Source organism: Sphingomonas sp. Leaf407 (assembly GCF_001425385.1).
Taxonomy (GTDB): domain Bacteria; phylum Pseudomonadota; class Alphaproteobacteria; order Sphingomonadales; family Sphingomonadaceae; genus Sphingomonas.
On the sequence record NZ_LMQO01000003.1, the window covers coordinates 466081 to 485500 of the forward strand.

The following is a 19420-nucleotide window of genomic DNA, read 5'->3' on the forward strand; positions in this document are numbered from 1 at the left end:
TAGAGGGTGGTGAACTGCATTCACCGGCGTTCGCTCACCCGCGCACCCAGTCGCCCGACTTGCCGCCGCGCTTTTCGAGGAGGCAGACGCCTTCGATCACCATCGTCTTGTCGATCGCCTTGGCCATGTCGTAGACGGTGAGCAGCGCGACCGAGGCAGCGGTCAGTGCCTCCATTTCCACCCCGGTCTGGCCGGCGGTGGCGGCGGTGGCGGTGGCGCGGATCGCGCCTTCCTCGAACGCGAAGTCGACCGACAGCTTCGTCAGCGGCAGCGGATGGCACAGCGGGATCAGGTCGCTGGTGCGCTTGGCCGCCATGATCCCGGCGACGCGCGCGACGGCGAGGACGTCGCCCTTCTTGACGAGGCCATCGCGAATCGCGGTGATGGCTTCGTCCGACAGAGTGATGCGGCCGGTGGCGATCGCCTGCCGCTGCGTTACCGCCTTGCCACCGACGTCGACCATGTGCGCGCTGCCGTCGGCGTCGAGGTGGGTCAGGCTCATCCGATCATCGCCCGCGTCGCGCCCTCGACATCGGCGTGGCGCATCAGCGCCTCGCCGATCAGGAAGCAGCGGACGCCATGGGCGGCCATCGCGTCGAGATCGGTGCGCGAGGTCAGGCCGCTTTCGGCGACGAAGGTGCAGCCTGCCGGCGCATGGCCGACTAGTTCGTAGGTACGGTCGAAGCTGACCGAAAAGTCCTTGAGGTTGCGGTTGTTGACCCCGATCAGCCGCGAGTGCAGCGCCAGCGCGCGGTCGAGTTCGGCGCGGTCGTGGACCTCGACCAGCACGTCCATGTTCCGCTCGATCGCCGCCGCCTCGATCTCCTGCATTTGGCTGTCGGAGAGGGCGGCGACGATGATGAGGATCGCGTCGGCGCCGATCGCGCGGGCCTCGGTGACCTGCCACGGATCGACGTTGAAGTCCTTGCGCAGCACCGGGAGAGTACAGGCGGCGCGGGCGGCGATCAGATAGTCGTCGGCCCCCTGAAAATACTCCACATCGGTCAGCACCGAGAGGCAGGCGGCACCCCCGGCGGCATAGGCGCGGGCGTGGGCGGGCGGATCGAAGTCGGCGCGGATCAGCCCCTTCGACGGGCTGGCCTTCTTGATCTCGGCGATCAGCGCATGGCCGGGCGCGGCGTCGAGCGCGGCGCGGAAGCCGCGTGGCGCGCTTTGTTCGCTGGCCCGTGCGTCGAGGTCGGCGATCGAGGCTTTGGCCGAACGCTCGGCGACTTCGGCGCGCTTGGTCGCGAGGATGGTGTCGAGCATCGTCATGAATAGGCGATCCATTGGTCGAGCAGCCGGTCGGCTGCGCCATTGTCGAGCGTTTCGGCGGCGCGCTCTGCCCCGTCGGTGAGGTCGGCGGCGGTGCCGGCGATCAGCAGCGCGGCGGCGGCGTTGAGCAGCACCGCGCCGCGGTAGGCCCCGCGCTCGCCCTGCAACAACCGGCGCAGCGCCAGCGCATTGTGCGCGGCGTCGCCGCCGCGAATCGCGCTGATCGGGTGGCGCGGCAGGCCGGCGTCCTCGGGCACGATACGGTCGGACAGCGTCATGCCGACGGGGACGACGATCGTCGGGCCGGCGCCCGAAATCTCGTCCAGCCCTTCCTCGCCCGACACGATCAGCGCGGTTTCGGCACCGAGCAACTCCATCGCCTGCGCATAGACCGGCGCATAGTCGGGGCGGGCGATGCCGATCAACTGGCGCGTCACGCGGGCGGGATTGGCGAGCGGCCCCATCAGGTTGAAGATGGTGCGGCTGCCGATCTGCTGGCGGATCGGGGTGATGCGCTTCATCGCCGGATGGTGATTGGCGGCGAAGAGGAAGGCGATACCGAGGTCGGCGAGCGTCGCTTCCGCCTGTCCCCCGGCGCGCGCCATGTCGAGGCCGAGTGCCTCGAGCGTGTCGGCCGCGCCCGCCTTGCTGGAGGCGGCGCGGTTGCCGTGCTTGGCGACGGGCACGCCCGATGCCGCCACGACGAGGCTGACGGCGGTCGAGACGTTGAGCGTGTGGTGGCCGTCGCCGCCGGTGCCGCAGACGTCGATCGCTCCCTCCGGCGCGTGGATCGGGATCATCCGGGCGCGCAGCGCGCGGGCGGCCTCGGCGATCTCGATGCTGGTTTCGCCGCGCTGCGTCAGCGCGATCAGGAAGCCGGCGATGGCATCGTCCGCCACGGTGCCGTCGAGGATCGCGGCGAAGGCTTCGGCCGCGCTTTCGTGGGACAGCGGCGTCGACGGATCGGGGAGCAGCGTGCGCGTGGTCATGCGCGTACCCCGGCGTCCTTCAGGAAATTGGCGAGCATGGCGTGGCCGTGTTCGGTGGCGATGCTTTCGGGGTGGAACTGGACGCCGTGGATCGGGAGGTCACGGTGGCGGAAGCCCATGACGCTGGCGTCCGATGCGGTCGCGTTGACGTGGAGGCAGTCGGGCACGTTGGTGACGATCAGCGAATGATAGCGCGTCGCGGTGAATGGCGAGGGGAGGCCGGCGAACATGCCGGTGCCGTCATGCTCGACCGGGCAGGTCTTGCCGTGCATCAACCCGCCGCGCACCACCTTGCCGCCGAAATGCTGGCCGATCGCCTGATGGCCGAGACACACGCCGAGCAGCGGGCGCTTCGCTTCGGCACAGGCGGCGACGAGGTCGAGCGAGATGCCGGCTTCGTTGGGGGTGCAGGGGCCGGGCGAGATCAGCAGGGCGTCGGCCCCGGTCGCCAGTGCCTCCGCCGCGGTCATGGCGTCGTTGCGTTCGACGCGGACCGGGGCGCCCAGTTCCATCAGATAATGGACGAGGTTCCAGGTGAAGCTGTCGTAATTGTCGATGACGAGGATCATGCCCCCGCCATAGCGTGCGATGTCCGCCGTGCAACATCCCGAAATCCTCGTGCGTTCAGCCAATGCTAATCGAGGGCACCGGTATGAGTGGGGTCATGAGGAGATCGGCGATGATGCGGACGGGTTTGGCGGGGCTGGCGTTGCTGTTCGTGGTTCCGGCGCTGGCGCAGGACGCGCCGGCCGATCCGCCGCGCAAGGTGCGCAACGCCACCGTCTATGGCGAGGAGCCATGCCCCAAGGCGGCCGACCCCGAGGAGATCGTGGTGTGCGCGCGGCTGGGCGAGAGCGAGCGCTATCGCATCCCCAAGCGCTTCCGCGACCAGCCGTCGCAGGCGAGCGGCGATTCGGCATGGTCGGCGCGGGTCGATACCGCGATGGAGGCGGCGCGGATCGGGCGGCCCAACAGTTGTTCGCCGGTCGGCGATGGCGGGCAGACCGGCTGTACCCAGGCGATGCTGCGGCAATGGTTCGCCGAACGGCGGCAGACCCGGGCGGCGGAAAGCGATATTCCTTGATCTGATCCGCTCACGCGGATGCGGCGGTGCCGGCCGCATCGCGAACAACTTCACGCCGCGCTGCTGAAACGATCGCCGGGGCGGGGCGCGTAGCGGCGGCCGGTGCCCTTGCCATCGTCCTTGGCGGCATAGAGCGCAGCGTCGGCGCGGGTGCGCAGCTCGGCACTGGTCGCGGCATCCTCGGGGAAACAGGCATAGCCGATGCTGGCCCCCACCATCGCCGACCCCGTGTCGCCGACGTCGTAGGAGCCGCCGGCGATGCGGTCGATCAATCCACTGGCGAAGGCGTCGACGGCGGCCGGGGGCATGTGGCGGACGACGATCATGAATTCGTCCCCGCCCAGTCGCGCGACGATGTCGTCGGGGCCGGTCGCGGCGAGCAGGCGCGCGGCGACGCCCGCCAGCAACCGGTCGCCCGCGGCATGGCCCAGCCGGTCGTTCACGCCCTTGAACCCGTCGAGGTCGAGGCACAGCACCGCCATCGCCCGGTCGTCGGCATGGGGCAGCATGGTCAGCGCCTCGTCCAGCCCATAGCGGTTGAGCAGGCCGGTCAGCGCGTCGTGGCGCGCGAGATGGCGGTTCGCTTCCTCCGCCTCCAGCGTGGCGATCAGCGTGCGGTTGAAATTGCCGAGCACGAAGCGGATGCCCAGCACGAACGGGATCATCATCGGCAGGATCGCGAGGAGCAGCGGAATGCCCGAGAGCGCCGCGCCAAGCTTGAACGGCACGTCGCATAACAGGACCAGCAGCATCGCAAGGCGCGGCGCGGCGTAATTGCGCGCGCAGATCGGCGCGATGACGCCCATAATCATCGTCGTCGACACGATTATCAGCACCGGTTCGGCCCGCAGCATGATCGTGGCCGCGACCGCCCCCTGCAACGCGCACCACAGGATCGACAGCACGACCGAGGCGTCGATCGCCGGTATCTCGCCACGGGCACGTTCCGCCTCGATCCGGCGGACGGTGCGAACGCGCACGGTCAGCAACGCCAGTTCGATCGCGGCGAAGGCGAGGAACACGGCGGCGTGCGTCGAGAACCATGCGACGCCAAGTACGAGCAGGCCGTTCGCCGCGCCGAGGAACAGCGCGACCGGCGACGACAGCAGCTCGGCCAGCAGCATCGGCCGGGCGTTCGCGCGGACCGGTGCGCCGGGCTGGACCAGCCAGGACAGCAGCGGATTGCGCGACGACAATCTGGCCCGTGGTCGGTTCATCAGGGCTTTTCCCTCCAACCCGGCAGCATGACCGAAGGGTCCTGCGATTCGGTTAAGACGCCGGCGTCGATCCCTTGCGCGACTCGCGGCGGCAGCGGTCGGAGCAATAGACGACATTGTCCCAGTCGCGCTCCCATTTCTTGCGCCACGCGAACGGCCGCTGGCACACCGGGCACACCTTGGTCGGCAAATTCGCCTTGGCGACGCCCTGCGGCATCAGCGCGGCTGCGCGTTCAAGAAGGCGGCGACGTCGCCGAGGTCGACGCTGCGGTCGAGATAGGTCGCTCCGATGCCGCGCACGAGCAGGAACGGCAGCGTGCCGCCCTCGCGCTTCTTGTCGTGGAGCATATGGCCGACCAGCGTCTCGCCCGAGGCGGATATGCCGGTGGCGGCAAGCCCGTCGGGCAGGCCGGCGGCGCGCAGATGCGCGGCGACCCGCGCGGCGTCTTCCGGCGGGCACAGGCCCTTGGCGGCGGAATAGGCGAAGGCCAGCGCCATGCCGGCCGCCACGCCCTCGCCGTGGAGCAGCGATCCGTCGTATCCGGCCTCCGCCTCCAGCGCATGGCCGAACGTATGGCCGAGGTTGAGCAGCGCGCGCCGCCCGCTCGTCTCGCGCTCGTCCTCGCCGACGATGCGTGCCTTGGCGGCGACCGAGCGGGCGATGGCGTGGGTGCGGGCGGCGGGTTCACCCGCCAGCAGCGCGGCGACGTTGGCTTCGCACCAGTCGAAGAAATCGGGATCGTCGATCAGCCCGTATTTGACGACCTCGGCATAGCCGGCGCGGACCTCGCGGGGAGGCAGCGTGTCGAGCGTCTGCGGGTCGATCAGCACCAGCGCAGGCTGGTGGAACGCGCCAACCAGATTCTTGCCGGCGCGGGTGTTGATCCCGGTCTTGCCGCCGACAGACGAATCGACCTGTGCCAAGAGCGTCGTCGGCACCTGCACGAAGCCGCAGCCGCGTTTCAGGATCGCGGCGGCGAAGCCGACGAGATCGCCGATCACCCCGCCGCCCAGCGCGACGATATGGTCGCCGCGCTCGATACCCAGCGCGAGGAGCGAATCGAGCAGCCGTTCGAGCGTCGCCCAGCTTTTCGAGCCTTCGCCCGCCGCGATCGTGACCGCCTCGCTCGCCACGCCCGCCGCCGATAGCGAGTTGGTGAGCGTCGCGAGGTGGCCGGCGACATTGGCGTCGGCGACGATCACCATCCGCCGTCCGCGTGCGATGGGGGCCAGCCGTTCGCCGCTGCGCGCCAGCACCCCGTCCTCGATCACGATGTCATAGCCGCGCTCGGCAAGGGCGACGGGGATGATGGTCATTGGCCGATGGCTTTCAGGATGGCGGTGACGGTGGCGTCGTGCGGCGCATGCTGGCTGACGACATGGACGGGGGCGAGCGCATAGACCGGATTGCGCACGCGGGCGAGGTCGGTCAGCACCCGTTTGGGGTCCTTGCCGCGCAGCAGCGGGCGGGTGTCGCGGCGGCGGACGCGGTCGGCGAGTACGTCGGGCGACGCATCGAGCCAGATCGCCAGCGCCTGGTCGAGAATCAGGTCGCGCGTCTCCGCCTGCATGAACGCGCCGCCGCCGGTCGCGATCACCTTCGGGCGGCCGTCGATCAGCCGGGCGATGACCCGGCGTTCGCCGTCGCGGAAATGATCCTCGCCGAAGCGCTGGAAGATTTCGGCGATGGTCATGCCGGCGGCATGTTCGATCTCGTTGTCGGCATCGACGAAATCCAGCTTCATCCGCTGCGCCAGACGGCGGCCGACGGTGGATTTGCCGACGCCCATCAGCCCGATCAGCACGATCGGCTTGCCGCTCCAGCGGGGCGGCACGGGGGGGCGGGGGTCTTGGGTTTGCAGCATTGCGCCGGGGGCTATACAGCCGCCCCGCCGATCGGGCAAAAGGCGCGTCGTCGCAACCCACCCCCTTTGTTTCGGGACGATCTGATCCATGTCGCGTTCGCTTCTAGTGCTTCTCGTCGTCCTTGTCGCCCTGATCGGCGGCATGTTCCTGTTGGCGGGGCGGTCGACCGAGCAGCAGCCGGTGCAGGTCGAAAAGGCGGTTGCGCTTGAAAATCTCGCCAACTGATCGCTGGCGCATCGCCGCCGGCCTGACGATCGCCCTGGTCGCGGGCGTGCCGGCGATCGGGCAGGACGTGCCCGAATCGCTGTTGCCGCCGGGCTTCGGTGACAGCCCTGCGCCGACTCCCGCCCCCACGCCGACCCCGCGGCCCAGCGCGTCGGCAGCGCCGGGCGGGCAGAGCTTCGCGCCGCCCGCGCCGATCGTCCAGCCGTTGCCCGGCACGATCGGCCTGCCGGTGCCCGGCGCGACTCCTGCCGCGACGCCGATGCCGACCCCGGTCGATGCGCAGGCGCTGCGCGAATATGAACTGCCCGACTATGCCCGCCGCTCGACCGCCGAGATCGGCATCGCCGGCGAAGCGGGTGCGGCGTTCGGGGCGAATGCGTTCGGCGATGCCGGCGGGCCGTGGCTGCAGGCGCTGATGCGGCGGCTCGACGCGCCGGTCGCCTCGCGCTGGCTGTCGATCGCGCTGCGCCGCGCGCTGGTCGCGAACGTCGCGACCCCGGGCGGCGTGAACGGCGCGGATTTCGCCGCCGAGCGCGCATGGCTGCTGCTGCGCATGGGCGAGGCACCCGCCGCCCGCGCGATGGTGCAGGCGGTCGACATCGAGAATTATACGCCCAAGCTGTACCAGATCGCGTTGCAGGCGATGCTGGCGACAGGCGATCCGGGCGGGCTGTGCCCGCTGGTCGACGGTGGGCTTGCCAGTTCGAACGAGCGCGGCTGGCGGCTGGCGAACGCGATGTGCCTCGGCCTGTCGGGCGAACCGCGCCAGGCGGGGCGGATCGTCGATCAGGCGAAGCGACAGGCGCCGGGCGGCGGCGCGATCGACGTGGCGCTGGCCGAAAAGATCGTCGGCGCCGGCGCGCAGGGCCGCCGCGCGGTGACGATCGAATGGGACGGCGTCGATCGCCTCAGCGCATGGCGCTATGGCCTCGCCGCCGCCAGCGCGACCGAGGTGCCGGGATCGCTCTATGCCACGGTCGGCCCGCAGGTCCGCTACTGGCATGCGACCGCGCCGCAATATGCGGCGGGCGCGCGGCTTGCCGATGCCGATCTGGCGGCGGCGCAGGGCGTGTTGTCGAGCGGGGCGCTGGTCGATCTCTATGCGCAGCTCGGCACCGATGAGGATGCGACGAGCACCCAGACCGCGCTGTCGAGCGACCTGCGCACCGCCTTTACCGGCAGCGATGCCGACCGGCTGGCGATGCTCAAGCAGTTCTGGGCGGTCGAGGGCAGCGGCCCGCTGGGGTTCGCGCGGCGGGTGCTGACCGCGCGCGCGGCGGCGATGATCGCCCCGGTCGCGGCGCATGTCGCCGATGCCGATGCGCTGATCGCGTCGATGCTGACCGCCGGGCTCGACCTGCCGGCGATGCGCTGGGCGGGGGTGGTCGCGCCCGCCAGCGATGGCTGGGCGATGCTGGCGCTGGCCGATCCGGTCGGGCGGATGGTGCAGCCGGGCGCGGTGTCGGACTATGCCGGGAGCAACGAGCGCAAGGGGCAATTGCTGTTCGCCGGGCTGGCGGGCCTCGGTCGGTTGCCGCAGGGTGAGGTGCGGGGGCTGGCCAGCGACCTTGGCGTCGCGATCGGCGCGCGCAATCCGTGGACCGATGCGATCGATCGCGCCGGGGTGAACGGGGAAGCCGGAACCGTGCTGCTGCTCGCGGCGGTCGGCATGCAGACCCGCGACTGGCGCGGGGTGGGGCCGGAGACGCTGTTCCACATCGTCGCCGCGCTGCGCGCCGCCGGCCGCGAGGGCGAAGCGCGGATGATCGCGGCCGAAGCGATCGCGCGGGGGTGAGCGGAGCGATCCGGTACTCCCGTCGTCACCCCGGACCTGTTCCGGGGTCCACCCATCGGCAGGTGTTGCCGCTTGTGGATCGAGCGTTACCGCTCACGGCACGGTGGACCCCGGAACAAGTCCGGGGTGACGACGGTGTTCGGGGCGGCGGCTTGTGACCACCGACCGCATCCTGATCGACCGGTTCCTCGAAATGATGACGGCCGAGGCCGGCGCGGCGCGCAACACGATCGCCGCCTATCGCACCGACCTGACGCTCGCCTCCGACACGTTGAACGGCCGGCTGGGCGAGGCCGATGCGGCGGCGATCGGGCGGGTGGCGGACGAATGGCATACCCTCGCCAAGTCGACGGTCGCGCGCAAGAGCGCGGCGCTGCGCCGGTTCTTTGCCTTCCTGCTCGACGATGGCCTGCGCGCCGACGATCCGGGCGAGGCATTGCCCCGGCCCGGCGCGCATCGTGCGTTGCCGCGCACCTTGTCGACCGGCGATATAGACGCGATGTTCGCCGCGATCGCCGACCGGATCGCGCGCGTGCCGCCCGACCGCAACGACCTGCGCCTGTCCGCGCTGTTCGAGCTGCTCTATGGATCGGGGCTGCGCGCGACCGAGCTGGTGTCGTTGCCGCGCGGCGGGATCGCCAGCGATCGGCCCTATCTGATCCTGAAGGGCAAGGGCGGGCGCGAGCGGATGGTGCCGCTGTCCGACCGCGCGCGCGCCGCCGTGGTGCGCTGGCGCGCGAATGTTCCCGCCGACAGCGCGTGGCTGTTCCCCTCGGGCAAGGGGCATCTGACGCGGGTGCGGCTGTACCAGATCGTCCGCGCGCTGGCCGGCGAGGCGGGCATCGCGCCCGACCGGATCAGCCCGCACGTCCTGCGCCATGCCTTTGCCACCCATCTGCTGGAGGGGGGCGCGGACCTGCGCGCGTTACAGGCGATGCTGGGCCATGCCGACATCGCCACGACCGAGATCTACACCCATGTCGACACGTCGCGGCTGGTGCGGCTGGTCAACGAACGCCACCCGCTGATTGACGAAGGGCGGGTGCGGCCATAGGGCGCGGGACCATGGCCACCTTTCTCGACTTCGAAAAACCCATCGCCGAACTGCAGGCGCGGATCGACGAACTGCGCGATACCGCCGCCGATGGCGCGGTCGATATTGCCGCCGAGATCGGCCGGTTGCAGACCAAGTCCGACCGGCTGCTGCGCGAGACCTATGCCCGGCTGACCCCGTGGCAGAAGACGCAGGTCGCGCGCCACCCCGAACGGCCGCACTTCAAACATTATGTCGCCGCGCTGGTCGAGGATTTCATGGAGCTGGGCGGCGACCGCGCCTTTGCCGACGACAGCGCGATCCTGGGCGGGATCGGCCGGTTGCGCGGGCGCCGGGTGATGGTGATCGGCCATGAGAAGGGCGACGATACCGCGTCGCGGCTGCGCCACAATTTCGGCATGGGCAAGCCCGAGGGCTATCGCAAGGCGATCCGGCTGATGCAGATCGCCGACCGCTTCGGCCTGCCGGTGGTGACATTGGTCGACACGTCGGGCGCGTTCCCCGGCATCCAGGCCGAGGAGCGCGGCCAGGCCGAGGCGATCGCGCGCTCCACGGAAGCGGCGCTGAACCTCGGCGTGCCGATGGTGTCGGCGATTCTGGGCGAGGGGGGCTCGGGTGGCGCGATCGCGCTGGCGGCGGGCAACCGGGTGCTGATGATGGAGCACGCGGTCTATTCGGTGATCTCGCCCGAGGGGTGCGCGTCGATCCTGTGGCGCACCGCCGACAAGGCGCCCGAGGCGGCCGAGGCGATGCGGGTGACGGCGCAGGACCTCAAGGCACTGGGCGTGATCGACACGATCGTCACCGAACCGCTGGGCGCGGCGCACCGCGATCCGGCGGCGGCCATCGCCGCGCTGGGCGATGCGATCGAGGGGGTGCTGACCACGCTGGTGGGGCAGGACGCGGCGAGCCTGCGGGCGGCGCGGCGGCAGAAGTTCCTGGCGATGGGGCGGCTGTAACGTCGTCCGCCATCCCAAAACGGGGGCGTCGATACACGAACGGGCGGCGGAACCATCGTTCCGCCGCCCGTCGCGTATAATCGATCCTTGGAACGATTATCAGGTAGCCGGCGTGTTCTTCATGTTCGACGTCACGTTGTTGAAGGTCGACGTGAGCTGACCGCCCAGACCCTTCATCGCGGTGATGGCGGCAACGGCGATCAGCGCGGCGATCAGGCCGTACTCGATTGCGGTCGCGCCCTTGCTGTTCTTCACGAAATTACGAATCTGCTGCATTCCGGTCTCCATGGTTCTGCGTGGTTCGACTTACCCGGCCGTTCGGATGATCCACCCGTTCAGCACCACCCTTGTACCGATCCGCTGGTTGAGAAAGTTTTAAGACCGGGAACCCGACGCGATGCGCAATGTTATGGGCGCGGCCCGTTTTGGATCACTTTTTCGCTGACGTGCGCCCACATGTCGGTCGTGGTGCCGGCCAGCAGCTTCAGGCTGACGATCAGCACGACCACCACCAGCCCGAGAATCATGCCATATTCGATCGCGGTGCCGCCACGCCGGTCGCGCCATAGTTTGCGTGCGAAACGCAGGACCGATCGCATACAGCCACCCCTCCCCGGACTAGGTTCGCCCCGATTGATAACGATACGAGGTTAATGAAATGTCGATGCTGTTCGTCACCGCCGCCGCCATGGTCGATCGCGACGGGCGCGTGCTGGTCCAGCAACGGCCGCCGGGCACGCACATGGCCGGGCTGTGGGAATTTCCCGGCGGCAAGGTGGAGCCGGGCGAAACGCCCGAAGCGGCGCTGGTGCGCGAATTGTACGAGGAACTGGGGATCGTGGTCGACCATAGCTGCCTCGCCCCCGCCGCCTTCGCCAGCGAACCGTTGGGCGAGCGGCATCTGCTGCTGCTGCTCTATGCGCTGCGCAAATGGACGGGCATTCCGCAAGCGCTTCAGGCGACGGCACTCAAATGGGTCCGCCCGGTCGAACTCCACGCACTGGCGATGCCACCCGCCGACCGCCCGCTGATCGCGCTGCTCGAAGCGTTGATCTGAAACTCGCACTTTCGCGCGTTTTCAAATCAGCTTCTTACCCCTCCTTGCGTCCCAGCGCATCGGCGAGCGAGGCGGTGGCGCTGCCCCGGCGGGCGGGTTGCGGCTGGCTGGGGGCGGGGGCCCAGCCGGTCAGGTAGATCACTTCGAACGTCTCGGTCGTGCGGCCATCGGCGTCGGCCTGCGCCGCGAAGCTTTCGGCGGCGGCGGCGAGCGTGTCGCGCGCCAGCGGCGCCTGCCCGAGCAGGCTGGTCGCGCCCATGCCGCGCAGGTCGCCGATCAGCCGGCCGATCCCGGCATAGCGCACGCGCAGCACTTCCGAATCGGCGACCGGCAGCGCGAATCCGGCGCGCACCAGCAGATCGCCGGCCGATCGCAGGTCGATCTGCGGATGTACCCGCGCCGCCGGCCGTTCGCTCTCGGCAGTCAGCAGCGCGCGGCGCAGCGTGGCGAGCGTCGACCCGCCGGTGAAGGCGGCGAGGAACAGCCCATCGGGGCGCAGCGCGCGGCGAATCAAAGTCAGCGCGCCGGGCAGGTCGTTGACGCTGTCGAGCGTCCCCACCGATACCACCAGATCGAACGCGCCATCGGCGAACGGTAGCCGGTCCTCCTCCCCCTGCACGCCACCGGCGGCGCGGGCGAAGGCGAAGCCGGGATCGAAGCGCACGACCCGCGCCCCCGCCGGGGGGACGAATGCGGCATCGGCACAACCGAGGTCGAGCACGTCGGCAAAGCTGCGGGTGACGGCGTCGAGCCGTTCGGCGACTCCCTCCAGCATGAAGCGATGCAGGAAATCGGCCCCGGCGAAGCCGGTGGCGGCACGGTCGCGGTGCGCGCGGCGGCGGCGGCGGGCGAAAAGATCGGGAACACTCACGCCGCCGCTTGTGCCGGGCGCGACCGCCGCCGACAAGGGCGGGCATGCGCCCCGCCGCCCTTCTTGCCGGACTCGCCGCACTGGCGCTGCCGCCGCGCTGTCCGGGGTGTGGCGTGGTGGTGGAGGCGGATCACCGCTTCTGCGCCGGTTGCTGGGCAGGCTTGCGGTTCCTCGGCGATCCGGCCTGCGCGCGCTGCGGCATTCCGTTCGCGGTGGCGGGGGAGGCGGTGTGCGATCCCTGCCGCCGCCGCCCGCCGGCGCATGGCGGGGTGCGCGCCGCCGTCGCCTATGGTCCGGTCGCGCGCGATGTGGCGTTGAAGCTCAAATATGGCGGGCGGCTGGCGCTGGCCGACACGATGGCGCGGCTGATGCGGCGACAGGTGCCGGGCGACGTAACCCTGATCGTGCCGGTGCCGCTCCACCGGCGGCGGCTGTGGGTGCGCGGGTATAATCAGGCGGTGCTGATCGCCGATGCGCTGGCACGGACGACCGGCCTGCCGGTCGAGCGCCATGCGCTCACCCGTATCCGCGCCACGCCGCCGCTGCGCGCGATGGGCCGGTCGGCGCGGGCGAAGGCGGTCGCGGGGGCGTTCGCCTGTGGCGATCCGGCGCTATTCCGGGGGCAGGCGGTGCTGCTGGTCGACGATGTCCACACCAGCGGATCGACCACCGACGGCTGCGCGCGGGTGCTGCTGGCGGCCGGGGCGGCGTCGGTCCGGGTGCTGTGCTGGGCGCGGGTCGTGGGGACGGACGATTGACAAGGGGGCGCTCACGCCACACCTCCACCCCATGGCTACCATTCTCATCTACACCAAGGCGTTCTGCCCATACTGCGTCCGTGCCAAGCGGCTGCTCGACGAAAAGGGCGCGGCCTATGACGAGATCGACATCTCGATGGGCGGGGCCAAGCGGCAGGAGATGCTGGCGCGCAGCAACGGGCGGACCACCGTGCCGCAGATCTTCATCGGCGATACCCATGTCGGCGGGTCGGACGATCTGGCGGCGCTGGAGCGTGCCGGCAAGCTGGACCCGCTGCTGGCATCGTGAAGCTCGCGCTGCTCCAGATGACGGCGGGGATCGATCCCGCCGCCAATGCCCAAGTGCTGGTCGATGCCGTCGAACGGGCGGCGGCGGGCGGGGCGGCGATGCTGTTCACTCCCGAGATGTCGGGGCTGGTCGACCGCGACCGCGACCGGGCGGCGGCCAATCTGTTTGCGCAAGACGACGATCCGGTGCTGGCGGCGGTGCGCGAGGCGGCGGCGCGCGCCGGACTCTGGGTCCATCTCGGCTCGCTCGCGGTGCGGCGGGACGACGGGCGGCTCGCCAATCGCGGCTATGTGATCGACGCTGCCGGCACCGTCCGCGCGACCTATGACAAGCTGCACCTGTTCGATGTGACGCTGCCGACCGGCGAGGCATGGCGCGAATCGGCCAGTTACGCGCCGGGCGATGCCGCGCGGGTCGTCGCGACCCCGGTCGGGATGTTCGGCCTGTCGATCTGTTACGACCTGCGCTTTTCCGACCTGTTCCGCGCGATGGGCGATGCCGGGGCGCAGGTCCTGGCGGTGCCCGCCGCCTTCACCGTGCCGACCGGCCACGCCCACTGGCACGTTCTGCTGCGCGCCCGCGCGATCGAGGCTGGCGCGTTCGTCATCGCGGCGGCGCAGACCGGCCACCATGCCGATGGTCGCACCACCTATGGCCATTCGCTGGTCGTGGGACCGTGGGGCGAGGTGATGCTCGATATGGGGAGCGACGCCGGCATCGGCTTCGTCACGATCGATCCGGCGCAGGTGGCGGTGGCGCGCGCGCGCATTCCGGTCGCGCGCCACCGCCGGCCGATCCCGCCGGTCGAGGTGGTGGCGTGATCGTTTTCGACCTGCGCTGCGGGCAGGGCCATGTGTTCGAGGCGTGGTTCGCCTCCAGCACCGCCTATGACGAGCAGCGTGTCGCGAAGCTGATCCACTGCCCGATGTGCGACGACGCCGATGTCGCCAAGGCGGTGATGGCCCCGAACATCGCCGCTAAGGGCGGGGGCGAGCGGCCCTCGCCACAGGCGGTGAAGGCGGCGCTGACGATGCTTGCCGAGGCGCAGCGCAAGGCGCTGTCGGGCAGCGAATGGGTCGGGCGCGGTTTTGCCGACCGCGCGCGGGCGATGCACAGCGGCGCGGCGGACGTGGCCCCGATCCACGGACAGGCGACCCGTGCCGAGGCGAAGGCGCTGGTCGAGGAAGGCGTGCCGATCGCACCGCTGCCGCTGCCGGTCGTGCCGCCCGAACAGGCGAACTGATCCGCAAGCGTTGCGTCGGCGGATCGGGAGCGATAAAGCGTCGAACGATCGGCCGCGTAGCTCAGCTGGACAGAGCGCCGCTTTCCTAAAGCGGGCGTCGGGGGTTCGAGTCCCTCCGTGGCCACCAGATTTCCAAGGTCAGATCCAGCTACCCTGAAGCAAGCGTCATCCCAGCGAAGGCTGGGGTCCATATACGCCGACGCCGGTGATCGAATTGCACCCGCTGCGTCTATAGGTTCCCGCCTGCGCGGGAACGACGAAAAGCCGTGGCGTTAGCCGCATATCGATCCGATCCAGGACCGATCGATATTCAGCCAGACGGCGGCTCCTGCATCTCCCCTCCCTGACAAGGGAGGGGCCGGGGGTGGGTCGGCCCGCGAGGAAACGCAAGCGCTCCACAACCGGCCTACCCACCCTCAACCCAGTTTCGGGTGAACAGTGCCCCACACTGTTCAGGTCATGCCGGGAGCATGACCGACCCGAAACTCTTGTCAGGGAGGGGAGCAGATTGGGAAGGCATTTCGTTGAATATCGATCCGGCCTAACTGCCACAGTCCCAGCGGCCGCCCTGATATACGGTCTCGCCATTGTCGGCGGTGCGCATGGTCAGGCTCGCCGGCCGGCTTTGCGTCGAATCGCTCGTCTGGACCGGATCGCCCAGCTGCGGCGTGAGGATGAACGACACGCCGTCGCCCGCCGCGATGCCGCCGAGTGCGATCGCCTCGCGCCCCGGCGTGGCGGCGGCGATGCGGCGCAGGCGGTTGCCGTATTTGACCAGCCCGTCGCCCTCGTCGCGCAGGTGGAGCAGGATCGCGCCCGATCCGGTGTCGCGATAATCGCATCCGCTGCCGAGCAACTGCCTGTCCTGAAAATCGGCGCGCACCATCGGCTGGAGGTCGGGCGCGGGGTGGGGGTCGGGCTCCTCGGGAACGCCGGGCAGCACGCTCGGCAGCGGGCGGGGCGAGGGCGTGACGCCGCCGCCCGACCCCGCCGGCACCGCCGCTGCCATGGCGTTGTTCGCCTCGCGCGGCGGATCGGCCGAACAGGCGACGAGCAGCAAGGCGGCAAGCAGGGGCGTGCGGATCATCATGGGTGCGAAACGTTTCGCCTTGCGGCGGCGTTCCGCGCCTATCCCCGCCCGATCAACGCCAGCACTTCCTTGCGGCTGCGCTCGTCGTCGCGGAACACGCCCATCATCCGGCTGGTCGTCATGGTGACGCCGGGCGTGCGCACCCCGCGCGCGGTCATGCAGCCGTGCGTCGCCTCGATCACCACCGCGACCCCGCGCGGCTTCAATCCGTTCCAGATACAGTCGGCGACCTGCGCGGTCAGCCGCTCCTGCACCTGCAACCGCCGGGCATAGCCGTGCAGCACCCGCGCCAGCTTGGAAATGCCGACGACATGGTCGCGCGGCAGATAGGCGATATGCGCCTTGCCGGTGATCGGCGCCATGTGGTGTTCGCAGTGCGACTGGAACGGAATGTCGCGCAGCAGCACGATCTCGTCATAGCCGCCGACTTCCTCGAACACGCGCGCCAGATGCCGCGCCGGGTCCTCGCCATAGCCCTGGGTATATTCCTTCCATGCCCGCGCCACGCGCTGCGGCGTGTCGAGCAGCCCCTCGCGCGTCGGGTCCTCGCCGGTCCAGCGGATGAGCGTGCGGATCGCTTCGGCCACATCCTCGGGCACGGGAAGTTTCGGCGCGGGCGCGACCGGATCGCCGTCGCGCATGTCGTCTGTCGCGTCACCCATCTTCGATTCCATTCCCGATCTTCTGCCACGCAGGGTTCAGCGCGTCGGCGCTCTGTATACGGGCAAGTGTGGCTTCCATACCCGTTCAAGGAGAGAAAGTGCATGCACCACCGCCTTCCCCGTTGACGGGCGGTGGTTGCTACGTCACCAAATACAAATAATTCGACCGGTATCAATCGGCGGTTAGCAGGAGGGGATGCCATGACCAAGTTCGACCTGTTGGGGGCGACCGCGCTCTCGGTGTTCATCGCCGCCGCCCCGGTCCACGCGCAGACGACCGAAACCCCGGTCGCGCCCGCCACGGTTGCTGCCCCGGCAGCGCAGCCGGACGCGGAGGAAGGGTGGGGCAACGACATCATCGTCACCGCCAACCGCCGTGCCGAACCAATCCAGGACGTGCCGATCGCGGTGACGGCGGTGAACGCGCAGTTGCTCGACGACGCCGGGGTGCGCGACATTCGCGGCCTCGAACAGCTCGCCCCCTCGCTCCAGACCACGACCGGCCAGTCGTCGGCGGTGTCGACCTCGCTGTCGATCCGTGGCGTCGGCACGGCGGGCGACAATCCGGGGTTCGAACCGGCGGTCGGCGTGTTCATCGACGGCGTGTTCCGCTCGCGCGCGGGCATCGCCATCGCCGAACTGCCCGAAGTCGAACGGATCGAGGTGCTGCGCGGGCCGCAGGGCACGCTGTTCGGCCGCAACACCTCGGCGGGGGCGCTGTCGGTGTTCACCGCGCAGCCCAAGTTCGATCTGGGCGGCTATGTCGAGGGCGAATACGGCAATTTCAACGCCTATGAGATCAAGGGTGCGCTGACCGGTCCGGTTGCCGAAAGCCTCGCGCTGCGCGTCGACGGCGGCTATCGCAAGCGCGACGGGTACATCGATGATGTCAATTCCGACCGCTCGTTCAACGACATCAACCGCTGGTACGTGCGCGGACAGGCGCTCTACGACACCTCGACCTTCAGCTTCCGGCTGATCGGCGATTATTACAAGACCGACGAACAATGCTGCGGCGTCGTCAGCGGCACGCGCGGCAGCACGGCGGCGGCGATTCAGGCGATCGCGGCGGGGCAGGGGCGCACCGGCATCTACACCGGCTCGCCGTCCGAGCGGCGGATGGCGGCATCGCCCGGCCGCGATTATGGCGAGGCGGTGCGCGACTGGGGCGTGTCGGGTGAGATCAACGCCGATGTCGGCGATTTCAAGCTGACCTCGATCAGCGCGTATCGCGACTTCCGCGTGCTGCGCAATCAGGACATCGACTATTCGGGGATCGATCGCGCGTACCGCGAAGGCTATCGCTCGGCGCTGCGCGACATCACGCAGGAAGTGCGCTTCCAGGGGCAGTTGTTCGACGGCAAGGTCGATTTCCTGGTCGGTGCCTTTTACCTCAACGAAAAGCTGCAACTGCGCGACACGGTGCGGCTGGGCAACGACGCCAACCGCTATGTCGACACGCTTCTGGCCGGCGCGCTCGCCGCACCGCCGTCGGCGGGCGGGATCGGGCGGCAGGCGCAATTCTACGGCAGCTTCAACGTGCCGACCTTCACCCAGCTCGTCACCGCGCTGCGCGGCGGGCCGGCGCTGCCCGCCGGCACCGTGCCGCTGTTCGGCCAGTTGCTCTATGCGCAGAGCGCCGCGCTGCAACAGGCGGCCCCGCCGGGATCGGCGCTGTTCAACTATCTCAACACCCCGCTGACCCCGAACCAGCCGGGGCAGGGCAACAACAACGACGAGTTCCAGGTCGATACCAACGCCTTCGCGCTGTTCACCCACAATATCATCAACGTCAGCGACAAATTGTCGGTGACGCTCGGCCTGCGCTACAATTACGAGCGCAAGGAACTGGCGGCGTCGATCAACAGCAACCCGGCGGCGTGCAACTTCTTCCTCGGCACCGATGCCAACGCCGTTACCTATCGCAACCTGATTCGGCAGGCGAGCCCGGCGCTGTTCCAGAACCTGTTCCTGCTGAGCTGCAACCCGGCGATCAGCAGCGAATTCAACGGCAACTACACCCATGACCGCAGCGAAAGCCGCCTGACCGGCACCGCCAAGCTCGCCTATAAATTCACCTCCGACGTGCTGGGCTATGCCAGCTATGATCGCGGCTTCAAATCGGGCGGCTATAATCTCGACCAGGCGAGCTTCAACACGCGGGTGCTGGGCGGCGACGGCGCGCAGGCGACCGATCTGGAGTTCGGCGCGGAGACGGTCGACAGCTACGAACTGGGGCTGAAAACCAGCCTGTCGCGGCAATTCTCGTTCAACGCCGCGCTGTTCTACCAGAAGTTCAAGGGGCTCCAGTCGCTGATCTTCGCGGGCAACAGCTTCGTCGTGCAGAACGTGCCCAAATCCACCGCCAAGGGTATCGAGCTGGAATCGGTGATCCAGCCGATCCGCGCGCTGAACTTCCGGCTGGGCTACACGCTGCTCGACGCCGCCTATGACGCGAGCAACGACTTTACCGGCACCCCGCTCCAGAACCAGAACGGTCGCCAGTTCCTGAACCAGCCGCGCAACGTCTTCACCGTCGCCGCGACATGGACCCCGCGCCTGACCAGCACGCTCAACGCGCTGTTCCATGTCGACATGCGCTACAACAGCGACGTGTCGATCGTGCGCGACGGGACGGGGACGACGACGGTCGGCAACGATGCCTATCCGCTGCTCAACGGCAAGATCGGTGTCGCGACCGACGACCGCCGGATCTCGGCGGAATTCTTCGTCGAGAATATCACCAACCAATATTATAATATTTCCGGTTTCGCGATTCCCGAGCAGACCGGAACGTATGGCGTCTATCCGGCAATGCCGCGTTTCTATGGCGTGCGCGCCCGCTTCGGGTTTTAAAACCCGTCGGACGTAGCGTCATTCAGGGTTCGTTTCGACCGGTCGTGGCAATTCCCCCGCGACAACCGCATCGGAACATTGCATAACCGCCAACCTGCCGCGCCCTGACCGGCGCGGCCCTGTAGGGGGA

At 69.2% G+C, this 19420-nt stretch carries 24 protein-coding genes and 1 tRNA gene; 12 read left to right on the forward strand and 13 right to left on the reverse strand.

Annotated features, from left to right (window positions below; all coding sequences use genetic code 11):
• Positions 1 to 34: 34 nt before the first annotated feature.
• From moaC to ASG37_RS11605, 4 genes are read right to left on the reverse strand one after another with little or no spacing between them, the layout of a single operon-like run.
• Positions 35 to 502, reverse strand: a complete 468-nt coding sequence (gene moaC / locus ASG37_RS11590) for a cyclic pyranopterin monophosphate synthase MoaC (protein ID WP_055759992.1) — start codon at positions 500 to 502, stop codon at positions 35 to 37.
• Positions 499 to 1275, reverse strand: a complete 777-nt coding sequence (gene trpC / locus ASG37_RS11595; protein WP_055759995.1) for an indole-3-glycerol phosphate synthase TrpC — start codon at positions 1273 to 1275, stop codon at positions 499 to 501. The genes moaC and trpC overlap by 4 nt, the downstream gene beginning before the upstream one ends.
• Positions 1272 to 2264, reverse strand: a complete 993-nt coding sequence (gene trpD / locus ASG37_RS11600) for an anthranilate phosphoribosyltransferase (RefSeq protein ID WP_055759998.1) — start codon at positions 2262 to 2264, stop codon at positions 1272 to 1274. The genes trpC and trpD overlap by 4 nt, the downstream gene beginning before the upstream one ends.
• Positions 2261 to 2833 (reverse strand): anthranilate synthase component II, encoded by a 573-nt coding sequence (locus ASG37_RS11605; protein WP_055760001.1) that lies wholly within the window; start codon positions 2831 to 2833, stop codon positions 2261 to 2263. Before ASG37_RS11605 ends, trpD begins: the two co-directional genes overlap by 4 nt.
• A 110-nt stretch (positions 2834 to 2943) precedes the next feature.
• Here ASG37_RS11605 and ASG37_RS11610 point away from each other — a divergent pair, with 110 nt between their 5' ends.
• The gene (locus tag ASG37_RS11610) at positions 2944 to 3348 is read left to right on the forward strand and encodes a hypothetical protein (RefSeq protein ID WP_235525194.1); all 405 of its coding nucleotides are present in this window, start codon (positions 2944 to 2946) and stop codon (positions 3346 to 3348) included.
• Positions 3349 to 3398: 50 nt separating this feature from the next.
• Here ASG37_RS11610 and ASG37_RS11615 read toward each other — a convergent pair whose 3' ends face one another.
• Genes ASG37_RS11615 through ASG37_RS11625 form a run of 4 tightly spaced genes read right to left on the reverse strand, consistent with a single transcriptional unit; the run spans position 3399 to position 6430 of the window.
• Positions 3399 to 4565, reverse strand: a complete 1167-nt coding sequence (locus tag ASG37_RS11615; RefSeq protein WP_055760007.1) for a GGDEF domain-containing protein — start codon at positions 4563 to 4565, stop codon at positions 3399 to 3401.
• 52 nt (positions 4566 to 4617) lie between these two features.
• Positions 4618 to 4782, reverse strand: a complete 165-nt coding sequence (locus ASG37_RS17360) for a DUF2256 domain-containing protein (RefSeq protein ID WP_082448266.1) — start codon at positions 4780 to 4782, stop codon at positions 4618 to 4620.
• Positions 4782 to 5882 (reverse strand): 3-dehydroquinate synthase, encoded by a 1101-nt coding sequence (aroB, locus tag ASG37_RS11620; RefSeq protein ID WP_055760009.1) that lies wholly within the window; start codon positions 5880 to 5882, stop codon positions 4782 to 4784. Before aroB ends, ASG37_RS17360 begins: the two co-directional genes overlap by 1 nt.
• The gene (locus ASG37_RS11625; protein WP_055760012.1) at positions 5879 to 6430 is read right to left on the reverse strand and encodes a shikimate kinase; all 552 of its coding nucleotides are present in this window, start codon (positions 6428 to 6430) and stop codon (positions 5879 to 5881) included. Before ASG37_RS11625 ends, aroB begins: the two co-directional genes overlap by 4 nt.
• Before the next feature lie 88 nt (positions 6431 to 6518).
• Here ASG37_RS11625 and ASG37_RS17920 point away from each other — a divergent pair, with 88 nt between their 5' ends.
• The 4 genes from ASG37_RS17920 to ASG37_RS11640 all read left to right on the forward strand — a co-directional run bounded on the left by ASG37_RS17920 (position 6519) and on the right by ASG37_RS11640 (position 10464).
• Positions 6519 to 6656, forward strand: a complete 138-nt coding sequence (locus ASG37_RS17920) for a hypothetical protein (protein ID WP_164490760.1) — start codon at positions 6519 to 6521, stop codon at positions 6654 to 6656.
• Positions 6637 to 8451, forward strand: a complete 1815-nt coding sequence (locus ASG37_RS11630; RefSeq protein ID WP_055760015.1) for a hypothetical protein — start codon at positions 6637 to 6639, stop codon at positions 8449 to 8451. The genes ASG37_RS17920 and ASG37_RS11630 overlap by 20 nt, the downstream gene beginning before the upstream one ends.
• A 154-nt stretch (positions 8452 to 8605) precedes the next feature.
• Positions 8606 to 9505 carry a tyrosine-type recombinase/integrase gene (locus tag ASG37_RS11635; protein WP_082448268.1) on the forward strand — a complete coding sequence of 300 codons (900 nt, stop codon included), beginning with the start codon at positions 8606 to 8608 and terminating at the stop codon, positions 9503 to 9505.
• 11 nt (positions 9506 to 9516) lie between these two features.
• Entirely contained in the window at positions 9517 to 10464 is a 948-nt protein-coding gene (locus tag ASG37_RS11640) for an acetyl-CoA carboxylase carboxyltransferase subunit alpha (protein WP_055760018.1), read from the forward strand.
• Between the two features lie 99 nt (positions 10465 to 10563).
• Here ASG37_RS11640 and ASG37_RS11645 read toward each other — a convergent pair whose 3' ends face one another.
• Together ASG37_RS11645 and ASG37_RS11650 are read right to left on the reverse strand one after the other, a co-directional pair.
• Positions 10564 to 10740, reverse strand: a complete 177-nt coding sequence (locus ASG37_RS11645; protein ID WP_055760567.1) for a Flp family type IVb pilin — start codon at positions 10738 to 10740, stop codon at positions 10564 to 10566.
• A 131-nt stretch (positions 10741 to 10871) separates the two neighbouring features.
• Positions 10872 to 11063 (reverse strand): Flp family type IVb pilin, encoded by a 192-nt coding sequence (locus tag ASG37_RS11650; RefSeq protein ID WP_055760021.1) that lies wholly within the window; start codon positions 11061 to 11063, stop codon positions 10872 to 10874.
• 59 nt (positions 11064 to 11122) lie between these two features.
• On the opposite strand from ASG37_RS11650, the gene ASG37_RS11655 reads away from it, so the two are divergent.
• On the forward strand, positions 11123 to 11521 hold the full coding sequence (locus tag ASG37_RS11655) for a (deoxy)nucleoside triphosphate pyrophosphohydrolase (RefSeq protein WP_055760024.1): 399 nt from the start codon (positions 11123 to 11125) through the stop codon (positions 11519 to 11521).
• A gap of 34 nt (positions 11522 to 11555) precedes the next feature.
• Here the strand turns inward: ASG37_RS11655 and ASG37_RS11660 are convergent, their stop codons facing one another.
• Entirely contained in the window at positions 11556 to 12392 is an 837-nt protein-coding gene (locus ASG37_RS11660) for a class I SAM-dependent methyltransferase (protein ID WP_156351497.1), read from the reverse strand.
• A 44-nt stretch (positions 12393 to 12436) separates the two neighbouring features.
• Between ASG37_RS11660 and ASG37_RS11665 the strand changes: the two genes are divergently transcribed.
• From ASG37_RS11665 to ASG37_RS11685, 5 genes are all read left to right on the forward strand, one after another.
• The gene (locus tag ASG37_RS11665; RefSeq protein WP_055760030.1) at positions 12437 to 13150 is read left to right on the forward strand and encodes a ComF family protein; all 714 of its coding nucleotides are present in this window, start codon (positions 12437 to 12439) and stop codon (positions 13148 to 13150) included.
• Positions 13151 to 13181: 31 nt separating this feature from the next.
• Positions 13182 to 13439 carry a glutaredoxin 3 gene (gene grxC, locus ASG37_RS11670; protein ID WP_055760033.1) on the forward strand — a complete coding sequence of 86 codons (258 nt, stop codon included), beginning with the start codon at positions 13182 to 13184 and terminating at the stop codon, positions 13437 to 13439.
• Complete coding sequence (locus tag ASG37_RS11675; RefSeq protein WP_055760036.1) at positions 13436 to 14260, forward strand: carbon-nitrogen hydrolase family protein; 825 nt, start codon at positions 13436 to 13438, stop codon at positions 14258 to 14260. The genes grxC and ASG37_RS11675 overlap by 4 nt, the downstream gene beginning before the upstream one ends.
• Positions 14257 to 14682 carry a DUF1178 family protein gene (locus ASG37_RS11680; protein WP_055760039.1) on the forward strand — a complete coding sequence of 142 codons (426 nt, stop codon included), beginning with the start codon at positions 14257 to 14259 and terminating at the stop codon, positions 14680 to 14682. The genes ASG37_RS11675 and ASG37_RS11680 overlap by 4 nt, the downstream gene beginning before the upstream one ends.
• Before the next feature lie 50 nt (positions 14683 to 14732).
• Positions 14733 to 14809, forward strand: a tRNA-Arg gene (locus ASG37_RS11685).
• Positions 14810 to 15223: 414 nt separating this feature from the next.
• Here ASG37_RS11685 and ASG37_RS11690 read toward each other — a convergent pair.
• The gene (locus ASG37_RS11690; protein WP_156349133.1) at positions 15224 to 15769 is read right to left on the reverse strand and encodes a hypothetical protein; all 546 of its coding nucleotides are present in this window, start codon (positions 15767 to 15769) and stop codon (positions 15224 to 15226) included.
• Positions 15770 to 15810: 41 nt separating this feature from the next.
• A complete protein-coding gene (gene folE / locus ASG37_RS11695; protein ID WP_055760570.1) occupies positions 15811 to 16434 on the reverse strand; it encodes a GTP cyclohydrolase I FolE in 624 nt (207 codons plus the stop codon).
• Positions 16435 to 16635: 201 nt separating this feature from the next.
• On the opposite strand from folE, the gene ASG37_RS11700 reads away from it, so the two are divergent.
• Positions 16636 to 19290: a TonB-dependent receptor gene (locus ASG37_RS11700; RefSeq protein WP_055760046.1), complete on the forward strand. Its 2655-nt coding sequence runs from the start codon at positions 16636 to 16638 to the stop codon at positions 19288 to 19290.
• Positions 19291 to 19420 lie beyond the last annotated feature (130 nt).